The sequence below is a fragment of the Aureimonas sp. SA4125 genome, assembly GCF_019973775.1.
GTDB lineage: Bacteria > Pseudomonadota > Alphaproteobacteria > Rhizobiales > Rhizobiaceae > Plantimonas.
In genome coordinates this window covers 3,559,089-3,579,125 of the sequence record NZ_AP025032.1, presented here as the reverse complement: position 1 = coordinate 3,579,125, position 20,037 = coordinate 3,559,089, and the positions used below count along the sequence as shown (strand labels likewise).

The 20,037-nt window shown below is 68.0% G+C and carries 17 protein-coding genes; 9 read left to right on the top strand and 8 right to left on the bottom strand.

The annotated features are described in order from the left end of the window. Nucleotides 1-357 precede the first annotated feature (357 nt). The 4 genes from leuA to Sa4125_RS16925 all read left to right on the top strand — a co-directional run bounded on the left by leuA (nucleotide 358) and on the right by Sa4125_RS16925 (nucleotide 5,242). Nucleotides 358-2,046 carry a 2-isopropylmalate synthase gene (leuA, locus tag Sa4125_RS16940; RefSeq protein WP_224007888.1) on the top strand — a complete coding sequence of 563 codons (1,689 nt, stop codon included), beginning with the start codon at nucleotides 358-360 and terminating at the stop codon, nucleotides 2,044-2,046. After that, the gene (locus tag Sa4125_RS16935; RefSeq protein ID WP_223999757.1) at nucleotides 2,043-3,704 is read left to right on the top strand and encodes a thiamine pyrophosphate-binding protein; all 1,662 of its coding nucleotides are present in this window, start codon (nucleotides 2,043-2,045) and stop codon (nucleotides 3,702-3,704) included. Before leuA ends, Sa4125_RS16935 begins: the two co-directional genes overlap by 4 nt. A gap of 4 nt (nucleotides 3,705-3,708) precedes the next feature. Further along, nucleotides 3,709-4,503: an alpha/beta fold hydrolase gene (locus Sa4125_RS16930; protein ID WP_223999756.1), complete on the top strand. Its 795-nt coding sequence runs from the start codon at nucleotides 3,709-3,711 to the stop codon at nucleotides 4,501-4,503. A 124-nt stretch (nucleotides 4,504-4,627) separates the two neighbouring features. Further along, nucleotides 4,628-5,242 (top strand): hypothetical protein, encoded by a 615-nt coding sequence (locus Sa4125_RS16925; RefSeq protein WP_223999755.1) that lies wholly within the window; start codon nucleotides 4,628-4,630, stop codon nucleotides 5,240-5,242. A gap of 42 nt (nucleotides 5,243-5,284) precedes the next feature. Here the strand turns inward: Sa4125_RS16925 and Sa4125_RS16920 are convergent, their stop codons facing one another. Then, a complete protein-coding gene (locus Sa4125_RS16920) occupies nucleotides 5,285-6,499 on the bottom strand; it encodes a benzoate/H(+) symporter BenE family transporter (protein ID WP_223999754.1) in 1,215 nt (404 codons plus the stop codon). Nucleotides 6,500-6,585: 86 nt separating this feature from the next. Beyond that, on the bottom strand, nucleotides 6,586-7,545 hold the full coding sequence (locus Sa4125_RS16915; RefSeq protein WP_223999753.1) for a metallophosphoesterase: 960 nt from the start codon (nucleotides 7,543-7,545) through the stop codon (nucleotides 6,586-6,588). A 56-nt stretch (nucleotides 7,546-7,601) separates the two neighbouring features. Here Sa4125_RS16915 and Sa4125_RS16910 point away from each other — a divergent pair, with 56 nt between their 5' ends. Then, nucleotides 7,602-8,060 (top strand): NUDIX domain-containing protein, encoded by a 459-nt coding sequence (locus tag Sa4125_RS16910; RefSeq protein ID WP_223999751.1) that lies wholly within the window; start codon nucleotides 7,602-7,604, stop codon nucleotides 8,058-8,060. A 33-nt stretch (nucleotides 8,061-8,093) separates the two neighbouring features. Here the strand turns inward: Sa4125_RS16910 and Sa4125_RS16905 are convergent, their stop codons facing one another. Beyond that, nucleotides 8,094-9,077, bottom strand: coding sequence for a glutathione S-transferase family protein (locus Sa4125_RS16905; protein ID WP_223999749.1), 984 nt, complete (start codon nucleotides 9,075-9,077; stop codon nucleotides 8,094-8,096). Nucleotides 9,078-9,432: 355 nt separating this feature from the next. On the opposite strand from Sa4125_RS16905, the gene Sa4125_RS16900 reads away from it, so the two are divergent. Next, complete coding sequence (locus Sa4125_RS16900; RefSeq protein ID WP_223999747.1) at nucleotides 9,433-9,936, top strand: N-acetyltransferase; 504 nt, start codon at nucleotides 9,433-9,435, stop codon at nucleotides 9,934-9,936. A gap of 113 nt (nucleotides 9,937-10,049) precedes the next feature. On the opposite strand, the gene Sa4125_RS16895 is transcribed toward Sa4125_RS16900, so the two are convergent. The 4 genes from Sa4125_RS16895 to Sa4125_RS16880 are packed head-to-tail and all read right to left on the bottom strand — an operon-like array spanning nucleotide 10,050 to nucleotide 16,981. After that, nucleotides 10,050-12,128, bottom strand: a complete 2,079-nt coding sequence (locus Sa4125_RS16895) for a hypothetical protein (protein ID WP_223999745.1) — start codon at nucleotides 12,126-12,128, stop codon at nucleotides 10,050-10,052. Continuing rightward, nucleotides 12,125-15,004, bottom strand: coding sequence for a DUF4159 domain-containing protein (locus Sa4125_RS16890; RefSeq protein WP_223999743.1), 2,880 nt, complete (start codon nucleotides 15,002-15,004; stop codon nucleotides 12,125-12,127). The genes Sa4125_RS16895 and Sa4125_RS16890 overlap by 4 nt, the downstream gene beginning before the upstream one ends. Beyond that, entirely contained in the window at nucleotides 15,001-15,957 is a 957-nt protein-coding gene (locus Sa4125_RS16885; RefSeq protein ID WP_223999741.1) for a DUF58 domain-containing protein, read from the bottom strand. The genes Sa4125_RS16890 and Sa4125_RS16885 overlap by 4 nt, the downstream gene beginning before the upstream one ends. A 7-nt stretch (nucleotides 15,958-15,964) precedes the next feature. Further along, a complete protein-coding gene (locus Sa4125_RS16880) occupies nucleotides 15,965-16,981 on the bottom strand; it encodes a MoxR family ATPase (RefSeq protein ID WP_223999739.1) in 1,017 nt (338 codons plus the stop codon). 273 nt (nucleotides 16,982-17,254) lie between these two features. On the opposite strand from Sa4125_RS16880, the gene Sa4125_RS16875 reads away from it, so the two are divergent. The 3 genes from Sa4125_RS16875 to Sa4125_RS16865 are packed head-to-tail and all read left to right on the top strand — an operon-like array spanning nucleotide 17,255 to nucleotide 19,685. After that, nucleotides 17,255-17,809, top strand: coding sequence for a DUF1285 domain-containing protein (locus tag Sa4125_RS16875; protein WP_224007886.1), 555 nt, complete (start codon nucleotides 17,255-17,257; stop codon nucleotides 17,807-17,809). Beyond that, nucleotides 17,806-18,441 (top strand): CoA pyrophosphatase, encoded by a 636-nt coding sequence (locus tag Sa4125_RS16870; protein ID WP_223999736.1) that lies wholly within the window; start codon nucleotides 17,806-17,808, stop codon nucleotides 18,439-18,441. The genes Sa4125_RS16875 and Sa4125_RS16870 overlap by 4 nt, the downstream gene beginning before the upstream one ends. Continuing rightward, complete coding sequence (locus Sa4125_RS16865) at nucleotides 18,438-19,685, top strand: CCA tRNA nucleotidyltransferase (protein ID WP_223999734.1); 1,248 nt, start codon at nucleotides 18,438-18,440, stop codon at nucleotides 19,683-19,685. The genes Sa4125_RS16870 and Sa4125_RS16865 overlap by 4 nt, the downstream gene beginning before the upstream one ends. Before the next feature lie 135 nt (nucleotides 19,686-19,820). Here Sa4125_RS16865 and Sa4125_RS16860 read toward each other — a convergent pair whose 3' ends face one another. Continuing rightward, nucleotides 19,821-19,997: a DUF1059 domain-containing protein gene (locus Sa4125_RS16860; RefSeq protein WP_223999730.1), complete on the bottom strand. Its 177-nt coding sequence runs from the start codon at nucleotides 19,995-19,997 to the stop codon at nucleotides 19,821-19,823. Nucleotides 19,998-20,037 lie beyond the last annotated feature (40 nt).

Genomic DNA, 20,037 nt, shown 5'->3' with positions numbered 1-20,037 from the left:
TCGGTCTTGCAGTCTCGGCGGGATCGTCTAGGCTGACGACATGAACTTTTCGCTCGCCCTTCTGACGATCCTGGCCCTGTCCTTGTCGACCGGCCCTGCTGTCGCGCGCGCGCCGAAGCTCCGCCTCCTTCCGCTTAGAAGCGATCGCCGGACCCGTTAGTTCAAGGGGCGTCCGGCGATCGAGCCGGTCGCCGCGTGCACCGAGCCCCTTGCGCTTCATGCCGGTTTCCATTCTGAAGACGATGCCGCGGCCCGCAGGACGGGCGCGCCGTCTTCGACGAGCGACGAAGGTCCACCTCCATGTCCGCATTCTCGATTGAAACACCCGCGCCAGCCTCGACCGGTCCAGCCCCGGTCATGGCGAAGGCCGCAGCAAAATATCAGCCCTATCCCCCGGTCGATCTTGCCGACCGCACCTGGCCGTCCAAGCGCATCGAAAAGCCGCCGATCTGGTGCTCCGTCGATCTGCGCGACGGCAACCAGGCGCTCGTCGATCCGATGGGCCAGGAAAAGAAGGAGCGTTTCTTCCAGCTCCTGAAATGGATGCGCTTCAAGGAGATCGAGATCGGCTTTCCCTCGGCCTCGCAGACCGATTTCGACTTCGCCCGCTGGTGCGTCGAGCACGGCGGCGTCGGCGAGGACGTGTCGCTGCAGGTCTTGGTGCAGTGCCGGCCGGAGCTGATCGCCCGGACCTTCGAATCGCTGGAGGGCGCGCACCGGCCGATCGTGCATTTCTACAATTCGACCAGCGAATTGCAGCGCCGGGTCGTCTTCCAGAAGGATCGCGCCGGCGTGCGCGACATCGCCGTCGAAGCGGCAAGGATGATCACCGAAATGGCCGACAAGGCCGGCGGTGGCTATCGCTTCGAATATTCGCCCGAAAGCTTCACCGGCACCGAACTCGACTTCGCGCTGGAGATCTCCAACGCGGTGATCGAGGTCATCAAGCCGACCGCCGAGAACAAGCTCATCATCAATCTGCCGGCGACGGTCGAGATGTCGACGCCGAACATCCATGCCGACCAGATCGAGTGGATGTGCCGCAATCTCGACAACCGCGAGAACGTCATCGTCTCGCTGCATCCGCACAACGATCGCGGCACCGCCATCGCGGCAACCGAGCTCGGGCTCCTGGCGGGCGCCGACCGCGTCGAGGGCACGCTGTTCGGCAATGGAGAGCGCACGGGCAATGTCGACATCGTCACGCTGGCGCTGAACATGTTCACGCAGGGCGTCGACCCCTTGCTCGACGTCTCCGACGTCAACAAGATCAAGGACGTCTACGAATACTGCAACCAGCTGACGATCCCCGAGCGCCACCCTTACGTCGGCGAGCTCGTCTACACCGCCTTTTCCGGCTCGCACCAGGATGCGATCAACAAGGGCATGAAGGCCTCGCGGGCGTCGAACAAGACGCTCTGGGAAGTACCCTATCTGCCGATCGACCCGCAGGATGTCGGCCGCTCCTACGAGGCGATCATCCGGATCAACTCGCAGTCCGGCAAGGGCGGGATCGCCTACGTCCTGCAGGCCGACTACGGCCTGAACCTGCCGCGCGCGCTGCAGGTCGAGTTCCGCGAGGACATCCAGCGCATCACCGACGCCGAGGGCACCGAGCTGTCGGTCAAGCGCATCTACGACCGCTTCATCGAGCGCTATGTCGAGCAGCCCGGTGCGCGCATCCGCTTCCTCGACCACCACACCCTGCCGGACCCCGAGCACCGCGGCGAGCGCCTGCTCGAGGCGGCGATCCTCGACGGCGGCACGGAGGTGACGATTTCAGGCCGGGGCACCGGACCGATCGACGGCTTCATCGATGCCCTGTCGCGCCATCTCGGGGTCGACATGTCGGTCGCCGACTACTCCGAGCACTCTCTGCAGCACGGCTCGAACGCTTCGGCGATCTCCTACATGGACATCGAGTATGAGGGCGCGCCGCACGGCAGCGGCCGTCTGTTCGGCGCCGGGATCAACAAGAACATCGTCACCGCTTCGCTGCAGGGTATCGTCTCGGCGGCCAACCGGATCGTCGGAGCCGTGAAATGAGGGTTGAAGGCGGCGTCCTCCTCGTCCGCGCGCTCGAAGGGCAGGGCGTCTCTCGCGTCTTCTGCGTGCCGGGGGAGAGCTATCTCCCGGTGCTCGACGCGCTCGTCGACAGCGGCATCGACACCGTCCTCTGCCGGCAGGAAGGGGGCGCGGCGATGATGGCCGAGGCCGACGGCAAGCTCACCGGGCGGCCCGGCATCGCCTTCGTGACGCGGGGGCCGGGGGCGACGAACGCCTCGGCAGGCGTCCACGTCGCCGCGCATGACCTGACGCCGATGATCCTCTTCATCGGCCAGGTGCCGACCGAGTTCCGCGGTCACGGTGCTTTCCAGGAGGTCGACTACGACAAGATGTTCGGCGGCATGGCCAAGGCGGTGTTCGAAGCCGCGACCGCCGCCGAGCTTCCCGATCTCGTCGCCGAAGCTTTTCGCCTCGCGCTCGACGGCGCGCCCGGTCCGATTGTCATCGCTCTCCCGGAGGACACGCTCTCGGGCGAGGCGGAGGCGGACATTCCGAGCCGGGTCGATGCCATCGACATCCATCCGGCCGAGTCCAAGCTCGAGGACCTCTGGGCGATGCTGGAGGGCGCGAAGTCGCCGATCCTCATCCTCGGCGGCTCGCGCTGGACGGACGGCGCCATTGCGGACATCCAGGAATTCGCAGCGCATTTCCATCTGCCCGTCGCCTGCTCCTTCCGGCGCCAGTCGCTGTTTCCAAGCCTTCATCCCAACTATGCCGGCGATGTCGGCATCGGCATATCGCCGGCGCTGAAGGCGCGCATCGAGGCCTCCGACCTCGTCATCGCCATCGGTGCCCGCCTCGGCGAGATGCCGAGCCAGGGCTACACGCTGTTCGACGTTCCGACGCCGAAGCAGCGCCTCGTCCACGTCCTGCCGGACGACACCGAGCTCGGCCGGCTCTATCATCCGGCGCTGTCGATCCTCTCCGATCCCGTCTCCTTCGCGCGCAAGGCGGCGCAACTGGTGGCACCGGCGACGGTCGCGTGGTCCGGGCAGGCGGAAGAGGCCCATGCCGCCTATCTCGCCTGGTCGACGCCGACCCCGGACGCCGCTGCCCGGTCCGGCTATGTCGACATGAACGTCGCCATGGCGCATCTGGAAAAGGTGCTGCCGGCAAGGAGCACACTGACCAACGGCGCCGGCAACTATGCCGGCTGGCTGCATCGCTTTCACCGCTTTTCCGATCATGCAGCGCAGCTCGCGCCGACCTCCGGCTCGATGGGCTACGGCCTGCCGGCGGCGGTGGCCGCGAAACTCCGGCACCCTGATCGCACGGTGGTATGCTTTGCCGGCGACGGCTGCTTCCAGATGACGATGCAGGAGTTCGGCACGGCCGTCCAGGCGGGCGCGGCGGTCATCGTTCTCGTCTTCGACAACAGCCAGTACGGCACCATCCGCATGCACCAGGAGCGGCATTACCCCGGCCGCCCCTCGGCGACGGCGCTGGTCAATCCGGACTTCGCCGCGTTCGCCCGGAGCTATGGCGCTTTCGCCGCAACCGTCGAACGGTCGGAAGATTTTGCCGCTGCCTTCGATGCGGCGGTGGCCGACGGTGGACCGGCCTTGTTGCACGTGAAGACCGATCCCGACCGCATCTCGGTTACGGCGCGCCTGCCCTTTTCGCCCGCGCGGACCTGAAGCGGTGAGCGCGGCGCGGGCTTCGGTCTCGCCCGGTCCTCCGCTGCCGGTCATCGCGATGGGAGCGGGTGCCGGAACGTCCGCGATCTTTCTGCATGGCTTTGGCGGCGCGGCGCTTTCCTGGGATGCCATCCAGCCGGTGATCGCGGCGGACCGCCCGACCTTGGCCTTCGACCTGCCGGGGCATGGCGCCGCGCAGGACTTTCCCGGCTTCGGTCCACCAAAACTGGCGGCGCGGGCCGTGATTGCCGAACTCGACCGGCATGCCATCGTCTCGGCGCATCTCGTCGGCCATTCCATGGGCGGCGCGATCGCCGCGCTGGTGGCGCTGTTTGCGCCGGCGCGCGTCGCCTCGCTCACTCTTCTGGCGCCCGGCGGGTTTGGTCCGGAGATCGGCGCGAGTGCGCTCGATCGAATCGTGCGGGCAAGGTCCGATGCCGAGATGCGGGATGGCCTGATCGGTCTCGGTCGGGCGGGCTGGCAGCCGGACGAGACGGTGCTCGCTCTGCATCGGCGGGTCCGCGCATCGCAATCCGCCGAGGCGCTGGCAGCGATCTTCGCGCTTCTGTTTCGCGGCGGGGTGCAAGGGTCGCTGCCGCTCGACGCCGTCGCCGCGACGGGCGTGCCGGTCCGTCTCATCTGGGGCCGCGAGGACAGAATCACCCCCTTTGCCCAGAGCGGCGGCGTGCCGGCCGGCTTCTCCCTCTCCGCCCTTGCCGATGCCGGGCACATGCTGATGGACGAAGCGCCCGGCGATGTCATCGCCGAAATCCGTCAAGCCATCGAGCGTGTGGAATAATCGACGCGGACATGCGCCTCGCGCCGAGGTGCGGCGCGGACAGTCTGCGTCGGCGACTGTTTCCATTCGCGGCGCGCCGCCTTATGGTTAACCGATTGTTACCGGTGAGCGAGGTCGAGAACCGATGGGCGAGGGCAAGGACAATGTCTCATCCCTGATGGGAACGCGGCGGCTTGCCGATGCGGTCCGGGCGGCCAAGATCGCCGCGGCGCATCGCAGCGACGTCGTCGTCGACATCCGCGAAGCCGATCGGGCGCGACTGGAGATTCTTGCCGAGGAAATGCAGAGCGTCGCCGACGAGATCCCGCCCGGTGACGACCGCTTCGACTTCACCATTTCCGGCGGCCCGCAGCCGCGCTTCTGGGTCGACGGAACGGCGCATGTCTCGATGGCGCGCGACCGGCGAACCTACCGCTTTGCCCGCGAGACGCGCCTCGGACGGATCATGCTCGGCGAGTCCGGCGATATCGCCGTCATCGCCGATCGTGTCACCGACTACGTCGCCGAACGCATCGTCGAGCGCGACAAGGCCTTTGCCGATAGCGACGGGCTCGGCGTGAGGGTGCTCGACCGTGGCGCAAAAAGAGCCGAGCCGGCCGCGCCGATTCAGGCCCGGCCGGCACAGGCCCCATCCGGCGCCGGCTTTGCCGTCGCTCTCTCCTGGCTGATGATCGGCATGGTCATTGGCGCAGGGACGCTCTATGCGATCGCCTCGATGCGCGGATTTTCGCTGAACTGACGATCGCTGCGACGGCTGCTGGCGCCCCCTCGCGCGAGGTCGTCACGACGCCTGCGGATGATCTGCCGGGCTGGATGCCGTCGCAGCAGCCGGCTGAGCGGCGATCTTGCGCCGGCCGACGAACAACAGGATCGCTCCGGCAAGAAGTCCCCAGAACGGTGCGCTGATCCCGAGAATGGCGATCCCCGACGCGGTGACGAGGAAGGTCAGCGTCGCGGCCTCCCGTTCGCCCGGCGCGGCCATGGCCGCATGCACCGCGCCGGAGAAGGCGCCGATCAACGCCAACCCGGCCACGGCCTGGATCAGAAGCGGCGACAGGCTCGCAAAGGCGGTGACCAGCCCGGCCGCAAGGCCGAAGCCGATATAGGCCAGTCCTGAAACGACACCCGACCAAAAGCGCCGGTCGCGATCCGGCCCCGCCTCCTCGCCGGCGCAGATCGCCGCGGTGATCGCCGCCAGATTTACTGCGTGCCCGCCAAAGGGCGCGGCGCCGAGGCTGAAGACGCCGGTTGCGACGAAGAGCGGACCGGGGGCGGGCGCGTATCCATTGACCTTGAGGATGGCGAGGCCCGGAATGTTCTGCGAGGCCATGGTCACGAGGAAGAGCGGCAGGGCGATGCCGATGACGCTTTGCAGCGTGAAGTCGGGGACGACGAAGACCGGCGCGGGATGCGTGGTGCCAAGGGCGGACAGGTCGCCTGCATGGGTCGCGGCGATGATCCCGATGGCGACGAGCGCTGCCGCTGGGACCGCCAGGAGCCGGTTCAGCCGGGACACGACGAGCCAGGTTCCGGCGACGGAAAGTCCCGCCATGGGTTCGGCGGCGATGGCGCGCACCGGCGCAAGGCACAGCGAGAACAGGATGCCGGCAAGCATGGCATTGGCGAGGCTGGCCGGGAGTCGGCCGACCAGCCGGCCGAGCGGCCTGACCAGGCCGGCCAGAACGACCAGCATTCCCGCTACGACGAAGGCGCCGACGGCCGCTGTGAAACCGCCCACCGGCATGGCGGAGGTCGCCAGCAGCGCGGCGCCGGGCGTCGACCAGGCGATCGAGACCGGCATCCGGGTCTTCAGGCTGAGGACGATGCCGCAAAGGCCCATCGCCAGCGACAGCGCCATCAGGCCGGAGGCCGCCTCGAGGCGTGTCGCGCCCATGGCGCCGAGCCCCTGGAGGATGACGGAAAAGGAACTCGTGAAACCGACGAAGGCGGCCAGAAGGCCGGCGGAGACGGCGGGAAGGGGCGGCAATCTGTGCATCGGCGGCGCTCGCAAGGCTGGGACCCTAGCTCTGCCCGAGCCCGGCCCTGCCTGCAACGGCGATGGCAGCCTCCTTGGAAGGTCTGCTACCGCGCCGAGCCGGCCGGCGGCGCATCCTCCTGGTCCCCGACATTGGCGGTCTCGCCATTCGTCATCAACTGCCGCTCGCGAATCCAGTCGATGCCGCTGCCGTCCCGCTTCAATCCGCGCTCGCGCTGCACCAGCGTCCACGCGCCGGGCTCGCCGTCAATCTGAAAGAGGTTGTAGCGCGCCGCCGGTTTCTCGCTGCCGGCATTCTGGCTGGCCGAGGGAACCCCGACCACGGGCACGAGCCCGTCGGTGCCGGCGATCCAATGCAGCGTGTCGAGATGGGTATGGCCATGGAGGACGAGGTCGGCCCCGACCTCGCGGATCACCTTCCAGAAGAACTGCTTGCCCATCAGCCGCTTGTGCCAGGAGGTGGCGTTCGAGACGGGCGGATGATGAATCATCACCACGCAGAAATGCCCCGTCGTCCGGCAGGCTTCGAGCATCTTCGCCAAGGCCAGCGCCTGCTTGCGCTTGAAGCTGCCGGTGGCAAAGAACGGCGCCGTCGCCTCGGCGCTGTTGACGCCGAAGATCGCCACATTGCCGCGCAGTCGCACATAGGGAAAGAGATGGCCGATGGAGGCGAGCGGATTGTCGCCGACCATGTAGTCATGCCATTCGGCGCAGGCGCGTTTCAGCGCGCCCGGCACATAGGCGTCGTGATTGCCGGGCACGACCGAGACATCAAGGGGCCCGCCGAGATCCTGCAGCCATAGCCCGGCACCGACGATTTCGGTCTTGGTCGCGAGGTTGACCAGATCGCCGGTCACCGCCACATGGTCGGGCTTGTGCGCCTTCATATCGGCGACAAGCGAGGTCAAGGTGTCGCCGAACATCACGCGCCGCCGGTTGCGGTGCCAGTTGACGTAGCCGGTGACGCGCTTGGACGCGAGTTCCCGGAACGAGAGCTCCGGGAGGGGACCGAGATGGATATCGGAGAGATGCGCGAGTGTGAACATGGCCAAGCATCTAGCCACCTGATGCGAAAGGGAAAGAGGCTGGAGGGCAGGTCTTCGTGAAGGCCGGCCTGAAGCTTCGGCTGTTCCACCTCGCCCATGTCCTGATGCGGCCGATGACGCTCGGCACGCGCTGTGCCGCCTACGACGAGACCGGACGCATCTTCCTTGTCCGTCACAGCTACATCGCCGGCTGGCACATGCCGGGCGGCGGCGTCGATCCCGGCGAGACGATCGAGGAGGGGATGCGGCGGGAGCTGCGCGAGGAGGGCAATCTCGTCCTCGCCGATCCGCCCCGCCTCGTCGCCCTCTACTTCAACGACTTCGCCTCGCGCCGCGACCACGTCGCCTTCTACGTCTGCCGCAATGTCCGGCAGACCGAGGCAAAACCTGCCGGCGGCGAGATCGCCGAATCCGGTTTCTTCGATCCCGCCGCCTTGCCGGAAGAAACCTCGCCGGCCACCCGCCGACGCCTTGCGGAACTTGCCTCAGACGGGCCGTTCGACCCTTACTGGTGAGCAGCGCCGACCTTGGGAATCTCCTTTCGACCGTCAGCCTTTCAACGGGACACTCTGCCGGTTATGCGCCTGCAGGAGATTCTGGTCGGGCCCGCGGGGAACGATGGCCGTCGGATTGATCATCGTGTGGCTCTGGTAGTAGTGCCCCTTGATATGCTCGAAGTTCACGGTCTCGGCGATGCCGTCCTGCTGGTAGAGATCCAGCATGTAGTTGAAGAGGTTCGGATAATCGGCGATCTGCCGGGCGTTGCACTTGAAATGACCGTGATAGACGGCGTCGAAGCGGATCAGGGTCGTGAAGAGACGCCAGTCCGCCTCGGTGATCCCGCCGGCGACGAGATAGCGCTGCGTCGACAGGAGTGCCTCCAGCGCGTCGAGCTCGGCGAACAACTGGTGGAAGGGCGCTTCGTAGGCACCTTGGGTGGTGGCGAAGCCGCATTTGTACACGCCGTTGTTGATCCGGTCGTAGACGCGGGCGTTGATCGCGTCGATCTCGTGCAGCAGCGCCTCGGGCGCGAGGTCCACCGAGGTGTCGGCGAGGTCACCGAAGCCCGAATTGAGGATCCGGATGATCTCCGCGGACTCGTTGTTGACGATGGTGCCGGTCTGCTTGTCCCAGAGGACCGGCACGGTGACGCGGCCAGTGAAATCCGGTTTTGCCTCGGTGTAGACCTCGTAGAGGCGATCCTTGCCGAGCACGCTGTCGCCAATGGCGCCGGGGCGGTCGGAGAAAACCCAGCCGTTCTCGGCCATCAGGAAATCGACCACCGACAGCGAGACGACGTCTTCGAGCTTCTTCAGTCGTCGCACGATCAGCGTTCGATGCGCCCAGGGACAGGCGAGGGAGATGTAGAGGTGATAACGGCCGGTCTCCGCCGGGAAGGCTTTCTGCCCTGCGGGGCCCGGCGCGCCGTCGGGGGTGATCCAGTCGCGGAACTCCGTCACGGTCCGCTCGAAGCTACCGTTCTTCGACTCGTACCATTTGTCCTGCCAGCGGCCTTCGACCAGAAGTCCCATTTTCCGTCTCCGATCCTGTAACGCCCACGCTCCACATGGGAAGCGCCGGACCGGAACGTCAAGGCGAACACTGCGTCAACCCGGCCGGCGAGCGCGTGGCGCGGTCGATGGACGCAGGGGCGGGGGAGTGCTAATCGGTCCTGCCGGTAACGGGACTGCGTCGTCGCGCGAGCCCGATTGCGGCGCCGGGCCCGGAAGGTTTCGGCCGTTCATCGCCAGCAGGAAGACGAGCGTGGTTTTTCAGCGACGACGATCCCCCTCGCGCCTCGACGCGCCGGAGTTGCCGAACCCGCGGCCTGCCTGAGCCATTGCGCAAGGGATGCCGCACCCCATCCCATGCCCGGATCTTCCCGCCATGTTTTCTCTTCCTGCCGTCCGGTACCTGCCGGAGACAGCCGATCATGCTGCCGCTATCGAGGCGATTGCCGCCGAGGCTTTCGGGCCCGGTCGCTTCGCCCGGGCCGCCGAACGCGTCAGAGAGATGTCGCCGCATGACGAAAACCTTTCCTTCGTCGCGATCTTCGACGGCGTGGTCGTCGGCTCCGTGCGCCAGACACCCATCGCCATCGGCTCGCGCGCCTGCGTGATGCTGGGGCCGCTGGCCGTGCGCCCGGTCTACAAGGGGCAAGGGGTCGGACGTCGGCTGATGGCGCTGGCAGAAGCGGCTGCGCGAGACAGGGGCGAGACGGCGATCATGCTGGTCGGCGACCGCGCCTACTACATGCCGCTTGGCTACCGGCCGCTGCCGGCGGGGTCGGTCACCATGCCGGGACCGGTCGACCCCGCGCGCATCCTCGGCCTGCCGCTCGTGGACGGCGGACTGGAAGGGCTGGCCGGCAGGGTGCGGTCGCGCGGCTGACGCCGGACGGCCGAAACTAAAGCGGGATGGCTTTTCTTCGAATCGCCGAGCCGCTTCAGTTCTTTGTTTCCGCATGATCCCGAAAGCCGGAAGCCACCTTTCGGGATCATGCTCTAGCGGCCCTCGCGGAACCAGGTGGCGGAGATCGTCAGCAGGAGCACGGCGAGGCCGAGGAAGCCGGCAAAGAGCGGCGTGCGGTCGACGCCGCGCAGCACGGTCTCCTCGGTCGTCTTCAGGCCGATCCAGTCGCGCCCGTTCGCATCGGCGCGGCCGCGCACCGGCACGATCCGCGGAACGTCGACCGTGCCGTCGGCGGCGATGCGCCGGACGCTGCCGCGCGTCGCGTCGGCGATCGGCTGCAGCTTGTCGGTGGTCGACACCGCCTCGCGATATTCCTGCGGATTGACGGGGCCGACATTGGCCAGGGTCCTGAGATCACCGTTTGCCGCCTGGTAGAGCCCCAGCTCCTCGGTCTTCAGCGTGCCCTCCCAGCGGCCTTCGCCAACCTGCGTCAACGGCACCTGCCGCGCCTCGCCGGAGGGCGTCACGACGGTGGCGGGACCGGGATCCTCGCCGATGGTCTGGCGGGTGACGACCAGGTCGTCGCCGCGCGCCTCGGCGCCGAGCGCCTCCTCGTCGAGTTCCGGCTCCTTCATCAGCCAGTGGGCGAGCCGCCGGAAGAGGGCGACATGCGGGCCGCCACCCTCGAAGCCGCGCGACCACAGCCAGCCCTGGTCGGACAGGAGCAGCGCGACGCGGCCTTCGCCGGCGCGATCGAGGACGAGAAGCGGCTTGCCGCCGGGCCCGTTCATGACCGTCTCGCCGCGCGGCGTCTCGACGTCGATCGAGCGGAACCATTCGCTCCAGGCGGGCGGTGTCTGGTCGGAGCCCGGCAGGTCGCGCGTCACCGGATGCTTCCTGCCGAGATCCGACAAAGCCGGCCGGAAGGCCTCCTGTTCGATCGTGCCGGTTGGAAGGGCTGGCAGGATCGAGGCGAGCGAGGTCGTGGCGACGGAATCGTTGCCGGCATATTCCGGTCCGGAGGCGACCAGCATCGCGCCGCCCTTTTCGACATATTGCGCGATGTAGTCGAAATAGAGCGCCGGGAGGACGCCGCGCTGCTGGTAGCGGTCGAAGATGATCAGGTCGAAATCGTCGATCTTTTCGACGAAGAGTTCGCGCGTCGGAAAGGCGATCAGCGACAGTTCGTCGATCGGCGTTCCGTCCTGCTTTTCCGGCGGGCGCAGAATGGTGAAATGGACGAGGTCGACCGAGGCGTCGGACTTCAGCAGATTGCGCCAGGTCCGCTCGCCGGCATGCGGCTCGCCGGAGACGAGGAGAACGCGCAGGTTTTCGCGGATGCCGTCGACTTCGGCGATGGCGCGGTTGTTGACCGGCGTGATCTCGTCCGGATCGCGGGCCGCGGACAGTTCGATGATATTCCGGCCCGCGCGGGGCAGGCTGAAATCGTAGCTCGCGTCGACGCCGGGCGTCACCTGCTGGCGGCCGATCTGGTCGCCGTTCAGAAAGACGCGAACGTCGACAGGGCTCTGCGATGCGCGTGGTCCGTCCTCGATGACGCGGAAGGTGAGCTGCTGGTCCTGGTCGACGAGGCCGAAGCGCGGGCTGGTGGTGATCTCGATGCGCCGGTCGAACTCGTCGGCCCGGCCGGTGACGAGGCCGTGAACCGGTGCATCGAAGCCGAGCGTCGCGGCATCGGCGGGAATGTCGTGGACCTGTCCGTCGGTGACCATGATGGCGCCCGCGACCCGGGCCGGCGGAACGTCGCCGAGGGCCGAGCCGAGCGCGCCGAACAGCGCCGTGGTCGCATCGCTGCTGCCCGGATTGCCATTTTTCGCCTGGACGGTGCGGACCTCGAAATCGGGAAAGCGCGCAAGGCTCTCCTGCAGCGCCTTTACCGCCGTCGCGGTCTCCGCGCTGCGCTGGCCGATGGTCTGGCTCTGACTGTCGTCGACGACGAGGGCGACGACGCTCTTCAGGGGATCGCGTTCTTCGCGCAGGACCACGGGATTGAGCAGTGCCAGCATCAGCGCGGCGAGCGCCAGGATCCGCAGCACCGACCCGCGCATCCGCACCGCGACGAGAATCGCGACCAGCACCGCGGCAGGCACGGCAAGGGCTGCCAGAACCGGCCAGGAGAAGAAGGGGGCGAACTGCATCGACCAGGTCATTGGCCCAGCCTTTCCAGAAGCGCGGGCACATGCACCTGATCCGACTTGTAGTTGCCGGTCAGCACGTACATCACGATGTTGACCCCGGCGCGGTAGGCATACTCACGCTGCGACGGATCGCTGGAATCGGTCGGAAAACGGAACAGGCCGCTCTCGTCGACCGCCCAGGCGCGGGCGAAATCGTTCGAGGTGATCATGATCGAGGAGACGCCGTCGCCGGCGCTGGCGGGACGGCTCTCGGCATTGGGATCGCGCACCAGCGCCTCGACCCAGAGCGGCGACTCGGTGTGGCGGCCGGGAAAATCGCGCATGATGTAGAAGGACTTGGTCAGGACGTGGTCGCTCGGCACCGGCTCCAGCGGCGGAATGTCGAGATCGGCGAGGATGTCGCGCAGTCGGCCCTGGCCGGGGGAGACGCTGGTCGAGGCCAGTGACGACATCAGGTCGTCCTGCACGTCGAAAAGCACCGTACCGCCCTGTTTCATGTAGGCGTCGACGCGGCTGATCGCGGCGGCGGCGGGCATCGGGGCGGCGGGATCGATCGGCCAGTAGAGGATCGGATAGAAGGCGAGTTCGTCCACGGCGATGTCGACGCCGACGGCCGTTCCCGGCTCGAGCGCGGTCTTGGCCGCGATGAACTGCGAGAGGCCGTCCAGTCCCTGGCGGGAAATTTCGTCGGTCTCCGTCTCGCCGGTCTCGACGTAAGCCAGATGCGTCGTTTCCGTCGCCGCGATGGCGGCTTGCGCGCGGGCCGCATCGTCGCCGGTTCTCGCCTCGGCGACCGGCGGGCGCGTCTCTTGCGCCTCGGTCCGGCCAGTCCCCGCGAAGGAGGCGGCAAGGCCAAGGCCCAGCATCGCAAGAACCGGGAGGGCGGTTGCCCCGCGCGCGCGACCGCGGCGGGCGAAACGGGCGAAAACGCCGTTCAGCCACAGCATTGCCAGCGCGTCGAGGGCAAAGAGGACGAGCGCCGCGGCAAAGAGATAGGGCATCATGTCGAGCGCACTTTCGCTGCCATAGGCGCGCGCCGCCACGGGCGCACCGAGATCGACGGGGGGAAGGGGCGTCAGAGCGGCATCCGCGGCCAGGAGATTGAGTGCGGTGTAGCCGGCCTCGGTCCCGTAGAGGCCGGGCGGGTTGCGCCGGCTGACCAACGGAGCGGCGCCGGCCGCCAGCGTCAACGGTTCGACCTCGGCGCCGGGTGCTGCAAGCCGGCCCTCGGCGTCCATTACCCGGTAGGGCGGCAGGCTTTGGGCAAGAGCCGAACCGGCCTCGCCCGCGGGCGCCGGACCGCTCGAGCGCGACAGCGTCACGATGCGCCGGAGCATGTCGACGAAGGCGCCCGAGATCGGCAGATTCGACCATGTCGCTTCGGCCGTCACGTGAAAGAGGACGATCGTCCCGGCGCCGACGGTCTGGGCGGTGATCAGCGGCGTGCCGTCGGCAAGGCTGACCCAGGTGCGCCCTGCGAGGTCGACCGAGGGTTCGGCGAGAAGCTGACGGGTGACGCTGACCTCTTCGCCGATGCCGATGCCTGCGAGAGGACTCGTCGCCGGAACGGGCGAGATCTTCTGCGGCTCCGACCAGGACATCGCGCCGCCGAGTTCGCGCTCGCCGCTGCGCAGGCGCACCGGCACCAGCGGGTCGTCGCCGGTCGAGGCAGCAAGGCGCGGCCCGGCAAAACGAACGAGAAAGCCACCCTTGTCGACGAAGTCGCGGAGCGAGGTTTCCGCCGGGCCCGGCAGGACACCGATATCGGCCATCACGATCACCGAGGGCCTTCGGGCGACGAGGGCCGGGATAGCGGTGTTGAGGTCTGCGCTGTCGGCGCGGGCGAGGTCGGCGAAGGGCTCGAGCGCGCGGGTGATGTAGTAGAGCGGCGACAGCAGCGGCTGGGCGACGTCCGCGCCCTCGCCGGAGATAAGGCCGACCCGGCGGCGGCGAAAGCTGTCGTCGACAAGCCGCACGGCCGCGGCCGTCGCCGCGCCGCCGATCTCGAGGCGGGCGATGTCGTTGCGCAGTTCGACCGGCACGGTGAAGCGCGCCTCGGCCGAGGTGGCATCGCCGGAGAAGGCGAGCGGCGCGGTGCCGATCTCGCGGCTCTGGCTGTCGACGGCGCGCACGGTGAAGCTGGCGTCGCCGGTGACGCCCTCCGGGCGGACGGCCTTGACCACCAGGGCCTCGGTCGAGTTGTCGGCCTCGGTGAGGCCGACCAGCGGAGCGACGGACGGGCGGTAGAGGATGGCCTGGCCGGCACCGATGCGGCCGAGAGCGGCGGCGGCTTCCAGCGTGCCGCTGGCGTCGAGGCCGTCGCTGAGAAAGGCGAGCGAGCCCGCCCCGGCGCCGTCGAGGGCCGTCGCAAGCCGCGTGGCCGCTGCGAGCCGGTCGGTCGGGATCGGTCGCGCGACGGTGGCGTCGAGGCGTTCCAGTGCCTGCGCAGCTTCGACGGGCGTCGCGTCGTCGGTCGCTCCCTCGGCGCTGAAGGCAAGCGCCACGGGCCGCCCGGCATCGCCGGCATCGCGGATCACCTGTTCGGCTGCATCGCGCCGGGCCGGCCAGTCGGCGCCGCTTGCCCAGCCGTTGTCGACGAGGAGCGCGACCGGGCCTGCGCCGGACAGGAGTCCCTCGCGCGGGTTGAGGACGGGCGCGGCCAGCGCGAGGATGACGAGGGCGGCGAGGAGCAGCCGCAGCAGCGTCAGCCACCACGGGCTCTTGGCCGGCGTTTCCTCGACGCGCGCCACGCGGGCCAGGATGCGAAGCGGCGGAAACACTTCCATCTGCGGCCGCGGCGGCGTCAGCTTGAGCAGATACCAGATCACCGGCAGGGACAGGAGGCCCAGCAGCATGAGCGGCGCGCCGAAGGTGAGGCCGCCGATCACGAGGTCTGCCCCTTGCCGCTCGCCGGCCGGGCGGACGCACCGCCGAACTGACGCGCCGCCGATTGCGGGATGCCGCTCAGCCGGCCATGCACGCCGACCAGCGCCTCCGACGCCAGGCGGTCGGTCCGGTGCGCGACAAAGCTCCAGCCGAGGCGCCGGCAGTGCTCGCCGAGATAGACGCGGCGGGCCTCGAACAGCTGGAGGTATTCTGCGCGCAGTCCCTCGGCGCGTCCCGCGGTCAGTTTGGCGCCGGTCTCCGGGTCGCGGAACTCGGTGCGACCGGCGTAGGGAAAGGTTTCTTCGGCCGGATCGGCGACGGCGATGAGATGGCCACGGATTCCGCGCCGCGCGATGCGGTCGATGCGTCCGACGATGTCCTCGATCGGATCGAGGAAATCACTGACGAGAACCACTTCGCTGAAGCGCTTCATACGGTCGTCCGGCGGAAAACCGGCGGGCCGGGTCGGGACAAGCGCCGTCGCGATGCGCTCGGCGGCATTGCGGGCGGAGATCGGGTCGAGGACGCCGGGATAGCCGATCCGCTCGCCGGAGCGCGACAGGAGGTCGGCGAGCGCCAGGACGAGCACGATGGCGCGCGAATCCTTCGACACCGTCGCCAGCTCGGACTTGTAGAGCATCGACGGCGAGGGATCGGCCCAGATCCAGACGGTCTGCGCCGCCTCCCACTCCTGGTCGCGCAGATAGACATTGTCGTCGCGGGCCGATCGGCGCCAGTCGATGCGCGCGACCTCGCCACCGTCGACGAAGGGACGGAACTGCCAGAAGTTCTCGCCGACGCCGCGGCGCCTGCGGCCGTGCCAGCCGGCGATCACCGTCGTCACCACACGCTTGGCCTCGACGAGGAGGTCGGGCAGCAGCGCGGCGCGCTGGCGCGCCCGGACGAGGGCATCGGCGCTGAAAGTAAGGTCGACCGACTGGCCGATGGTTGCCATCCCGGATTCAGCCCTTCGCCGCATCTCGCTTCAGCGCGGCGATAACGTCGCGCACGCTCATGCCCTCGGCACGTGCGGCAAAGTTCAGGGCCATGCGATGCTGCAGGATCGGCTCGGCGAGCGCGATCACATCGTCGATCGACGGCGCGAGACGGCCCTCGTAGAGCGCGCGGGCGCGCACGCAGGTCATCAGCGACTGGCTGGCGCGCGGTCCGGGACCCCAGGCGATGTGCGCGTCGGCCTCCTTGTTGCCATGGCCGGGGCGGGCCGAGCGGACGAGCGCCAGGATCGCCTCGACGACGCTTTCGGGCACCGGCATGCGGCGGACGAGCGACTGGATCTCGCGCAGCCGCGCCGCGGTCAGCACCGGCAGCGCCTTCTGCTCGCTTCCGCCCGTCGTCTCGATCAGGATCCGGCGCTCGGCGTCGATGTCGGGATAGGCGACGTCGACCTGCATCAGGAAGCGGTCGAGCTGCGCCTCGGGCAGGGGATAGGTGCCCTCCTGCTCCAGCGGGTTCTGCGTGGCCAGCACATGGAAAGGCGCCGGCAGGTCGTGGCGCTCGCCGGCGACCGTGACGTGGTATTCCTGCATCGACTGCAGGAGCGCCGACTGCGTGCGCGGCGAAGCGCGGTTGATCTCGTCGGCCATCAGCAGCTGCGCGAAGACCGGGCCACGAATGAATCGGAAGGAACGCCTTCCGGTCTCGTCCTGGTCCATCACCTCGGAGCCGACGATGTCGGATGGCATGAGGTCCGGCGTGAACTGGATGCGCTTGGCGTCGAGGCCGAGCGCGATGCCGAGCGTGTCGACGAGCTTGGTCTTGGCAAGGCCGGGAACGCCGACGAGAAGCGCATGGCCACCGGCAAGGATCGCGATGACGGTCTGCTCGACGACGCTCTCCTGGCCGAAGATGACGCGACCGACGGATTCCTTCACGCGGGCGATGTCGGCAAGGGCGCTCTCGGCCAAAGCAACGATCGCCTCGCCGTCGAGGGCGGCGTCCTGGGGCGCGTGCATCGTCATCGGGAGTTCTCCGTTCCTTGCCGGCCTCGGTGCTGCCCGTGTATCGAAACGAGGCGGGCGCGCGGGCCTTGGCGTCTGTGCCATGAAATCGGGCAGGGGGCATCCTGGCAAGCAGCCATGGCACAACTATTTCGTGACTGCGAAGGCGGGCTAAAATAAGACGTGTCAGACACTTCGCCGTCGCCAGCCGCTCACGTGAGCGTGCGCTGCAACAGGAGAGCCGCCATCACCGAGGATCGCCACGCGCTTTCGCCCGGACTTGCCGCTCTGGTCATGCGGGCCGAGCGCGCCGGCAAGGGAGCCCCGCCGGTAGACCGCTGGAACCCGCCCTTCTGCGGCGACAGCGAGATGCGCATTCTCTTCGACGGGTCCTGGACCTATCAGGGAACGCCCATTTCCCGCCCGGCGCTGGTGCGGCTTTTCAGCTCGGTCCTGCGCAGGGACGACGATGGTTCAACCTATCTCGTCACGCCGGTGGAAAAGCTCAGCATCGCCGTCGAAGACGTCCCCTTCCTCGCCGTGGAGATGGACCGGGATACACGTGGTGCGGCGCCGGCCCTTACCTTTCGCACCAATGTCGGCGATGTCGTTAACGCCGACGCAGAGCATCCCTTGCGCTTCGTCATCGACCCGGCCTCCGGCGCCTTCACGCCCTATGTCCGCGTCCGCGGCCGGCTCGACGCGCGGCTGACCCGTCCTCTGGCCTTCGACCTTGCCGACCTGATCGAGACCGGCGATGACCGACGCGGCTTCGTCGCCTCCCGCGGCGCGCGCTTTTTTCTGCCGGACGGGGCCTGGGGCGAGGTTGCGGACGAGGCGCCGGAATGATGCCGACGCCGCGGTTCGACACCTTCAGCGCGGTGGATCTGCGCACGCGTGTCCTCGGCGCCGGCCTCGACGTGCCGGGCAACGACGTCGGCGACCACGTGCTCAATCCCGACCTCGAGCAACTCGTCGAGCGGCAGGGCGCGCGCGAGGCGGCGGTCCTGGTGCCGATCGTGGATCGACCTGAGGGCGCGGGAATGATCCTGACGACGCGGGCGGGCCATCTCAGGCAGCATTCCGGCCAGATCGCCTTTCCCGGCGGCTCGGTCGATCCGGGCGATGCCTCGGTTGAGGCGGCTGCCTTGCGCGAAAGTTCGGAAGAGATCGCGCTCTCGCCCGACTTCGTCGAGACGATCGGCCGGCTGCCGCGCTATCTCACCACCACCGGCTTTCGCATCACGCCGGTGATCGGCCTCGTGCGCCCCGGTTTCACGCTGCGGCCGAACCCCGACGAGGTCGCGGACGTCTTTGAAGTGCCGCTCGGCTTTCTCATGGATTCCGCCAACCATGCCCGCGAAAGCCGGATCTGGCAGGGACGCGAACGCTCCTATTACATCATGCCCTTCGAGAACCGACATATCTGGGGCGTCACGGCGGGCATCATCCGCGCGCTCTACGAAAGGCTCTACGCATGACAGTGCCGAGGATCGACGCCGACTGGTTGAAGGACGCCGCGCTGCAGGCGCTGCTCTCGGCGCTTGTCGGCAAGGGCGACGAAGAGGCGCGGGTGGTGGGCGGCGCGATCCGCAACACTTTGCTCGCACAGGCGGTCGCCGACATCGACATCGCGACGACCGCCCTGCCGCAGACGACGATCGAGCGAGCGGGGGCCGCGGGCTTCAAGACCGTACCGACGGGCATCGAGCACGGCACGGTGACGGTGGTGGCGAAGGGCCGGCCCTTCGAGGTGACGACGCTGCGCCAGGACGTCGAGACGAACGGCCGCCATGCCCGGGTGAAATTCGGGCGCGACTGGACGGCGGACGCCGAACGGCGCGACTTCACCATCAACGCGCTCTACTGCGATGCGGAGGGAAACATCCTCGACCTCGTCGGCGGCATTGCCGACATCGAAAGCCGGACGCTGCGCTTCATCGGCGAGGCCGAAAGCCGGATCGAGGAAGACTATCTCCGCGTCCTGCGCTTCTTCCGCTTTTTTGCCTGGTACGGCGAAGGACGGCCGGATGCAGCCGGTCTGCGCGCGGTGACGCGGCTGAAGGCCGGCGTCGAGAAACTCTCGGCCGAGCGTATCTGGGGTGAGATGCGCAAGCTCCTCGCCGCGCCCGATCCCTCGCGCGCGCTCTTGTGGATGCGGCAGACGGGCGTGTTGTCGCTGGTGCTGCCTGAGAGCGAGAAATGGGGGATCGATGCGATCCACGGACTGATCGACGCCGAGACGCATTTCGGCTGGAGCCCCGATGCGTTGTTGCGGCTGGAAAGCCTCGTTCCGCCGGATGCCGCGCGCCTTGCCGATCTCGCCAAGCGCCTGCGCCTGTCCAATGCGGAGCGCGACCGGCTGCTGGCTTTCGCGACCGCCGAGCCCGTTTCTTCAGCGCTGGAAGATGCGACCCTCCGTACGCGGCTCTATTTCGATGAACGAGGCGGCGTCGTCGACCGTCTGCGGCTGGCGCTGGCGGTCGAAAAGGCGAAGGGCGTCGGACGCGTTGCGGAAACGGCGGCACTGTCGCGGCTTCTGGCGGCGGCCATCGCGTTCGAAAGGCCGTCGTTTCCCATTACCGGCACCCATCTGCAGAAAGCCGGCATGGCTTCCGGCCGTGATCTTGGAGCCGTCTTGAAAACCCTGGAGCGCCGATGGGTGGACAGCGGCTTCAGGCTGTCTGAGGACAGTCTTCTTGCCATGGTGCCAGCCGCGGGCTGACTTTGAGGAAGCCGCTGTCAACGACGACACCCTCCCGCTTGGCGCGCTGAGGTTCACATCGTCAGCGCATCACAGCAAAAAGGGGCAGGACCGGCGGCCCGCCCCTCGTTCGAGGTCCGTGACAAGACGGCCTGTTCAGTTCGGCAATTCCGTGGTCGCCTGGCGGAACTGGTCCATCATCGTCGGCGTGATCCTGTCGACGCCCAGCTGGCGAGCCTGCATCACCGCGCGTCTGATGACTTCCGCCGGGCTGTCGGCCCGGATGACGCGTTCACATCCCGGAATGACGCCTGCACAGTTCATCTCATACATGCTGATTCCTCCCGAATCGCGACGTTACACATCGCAATAA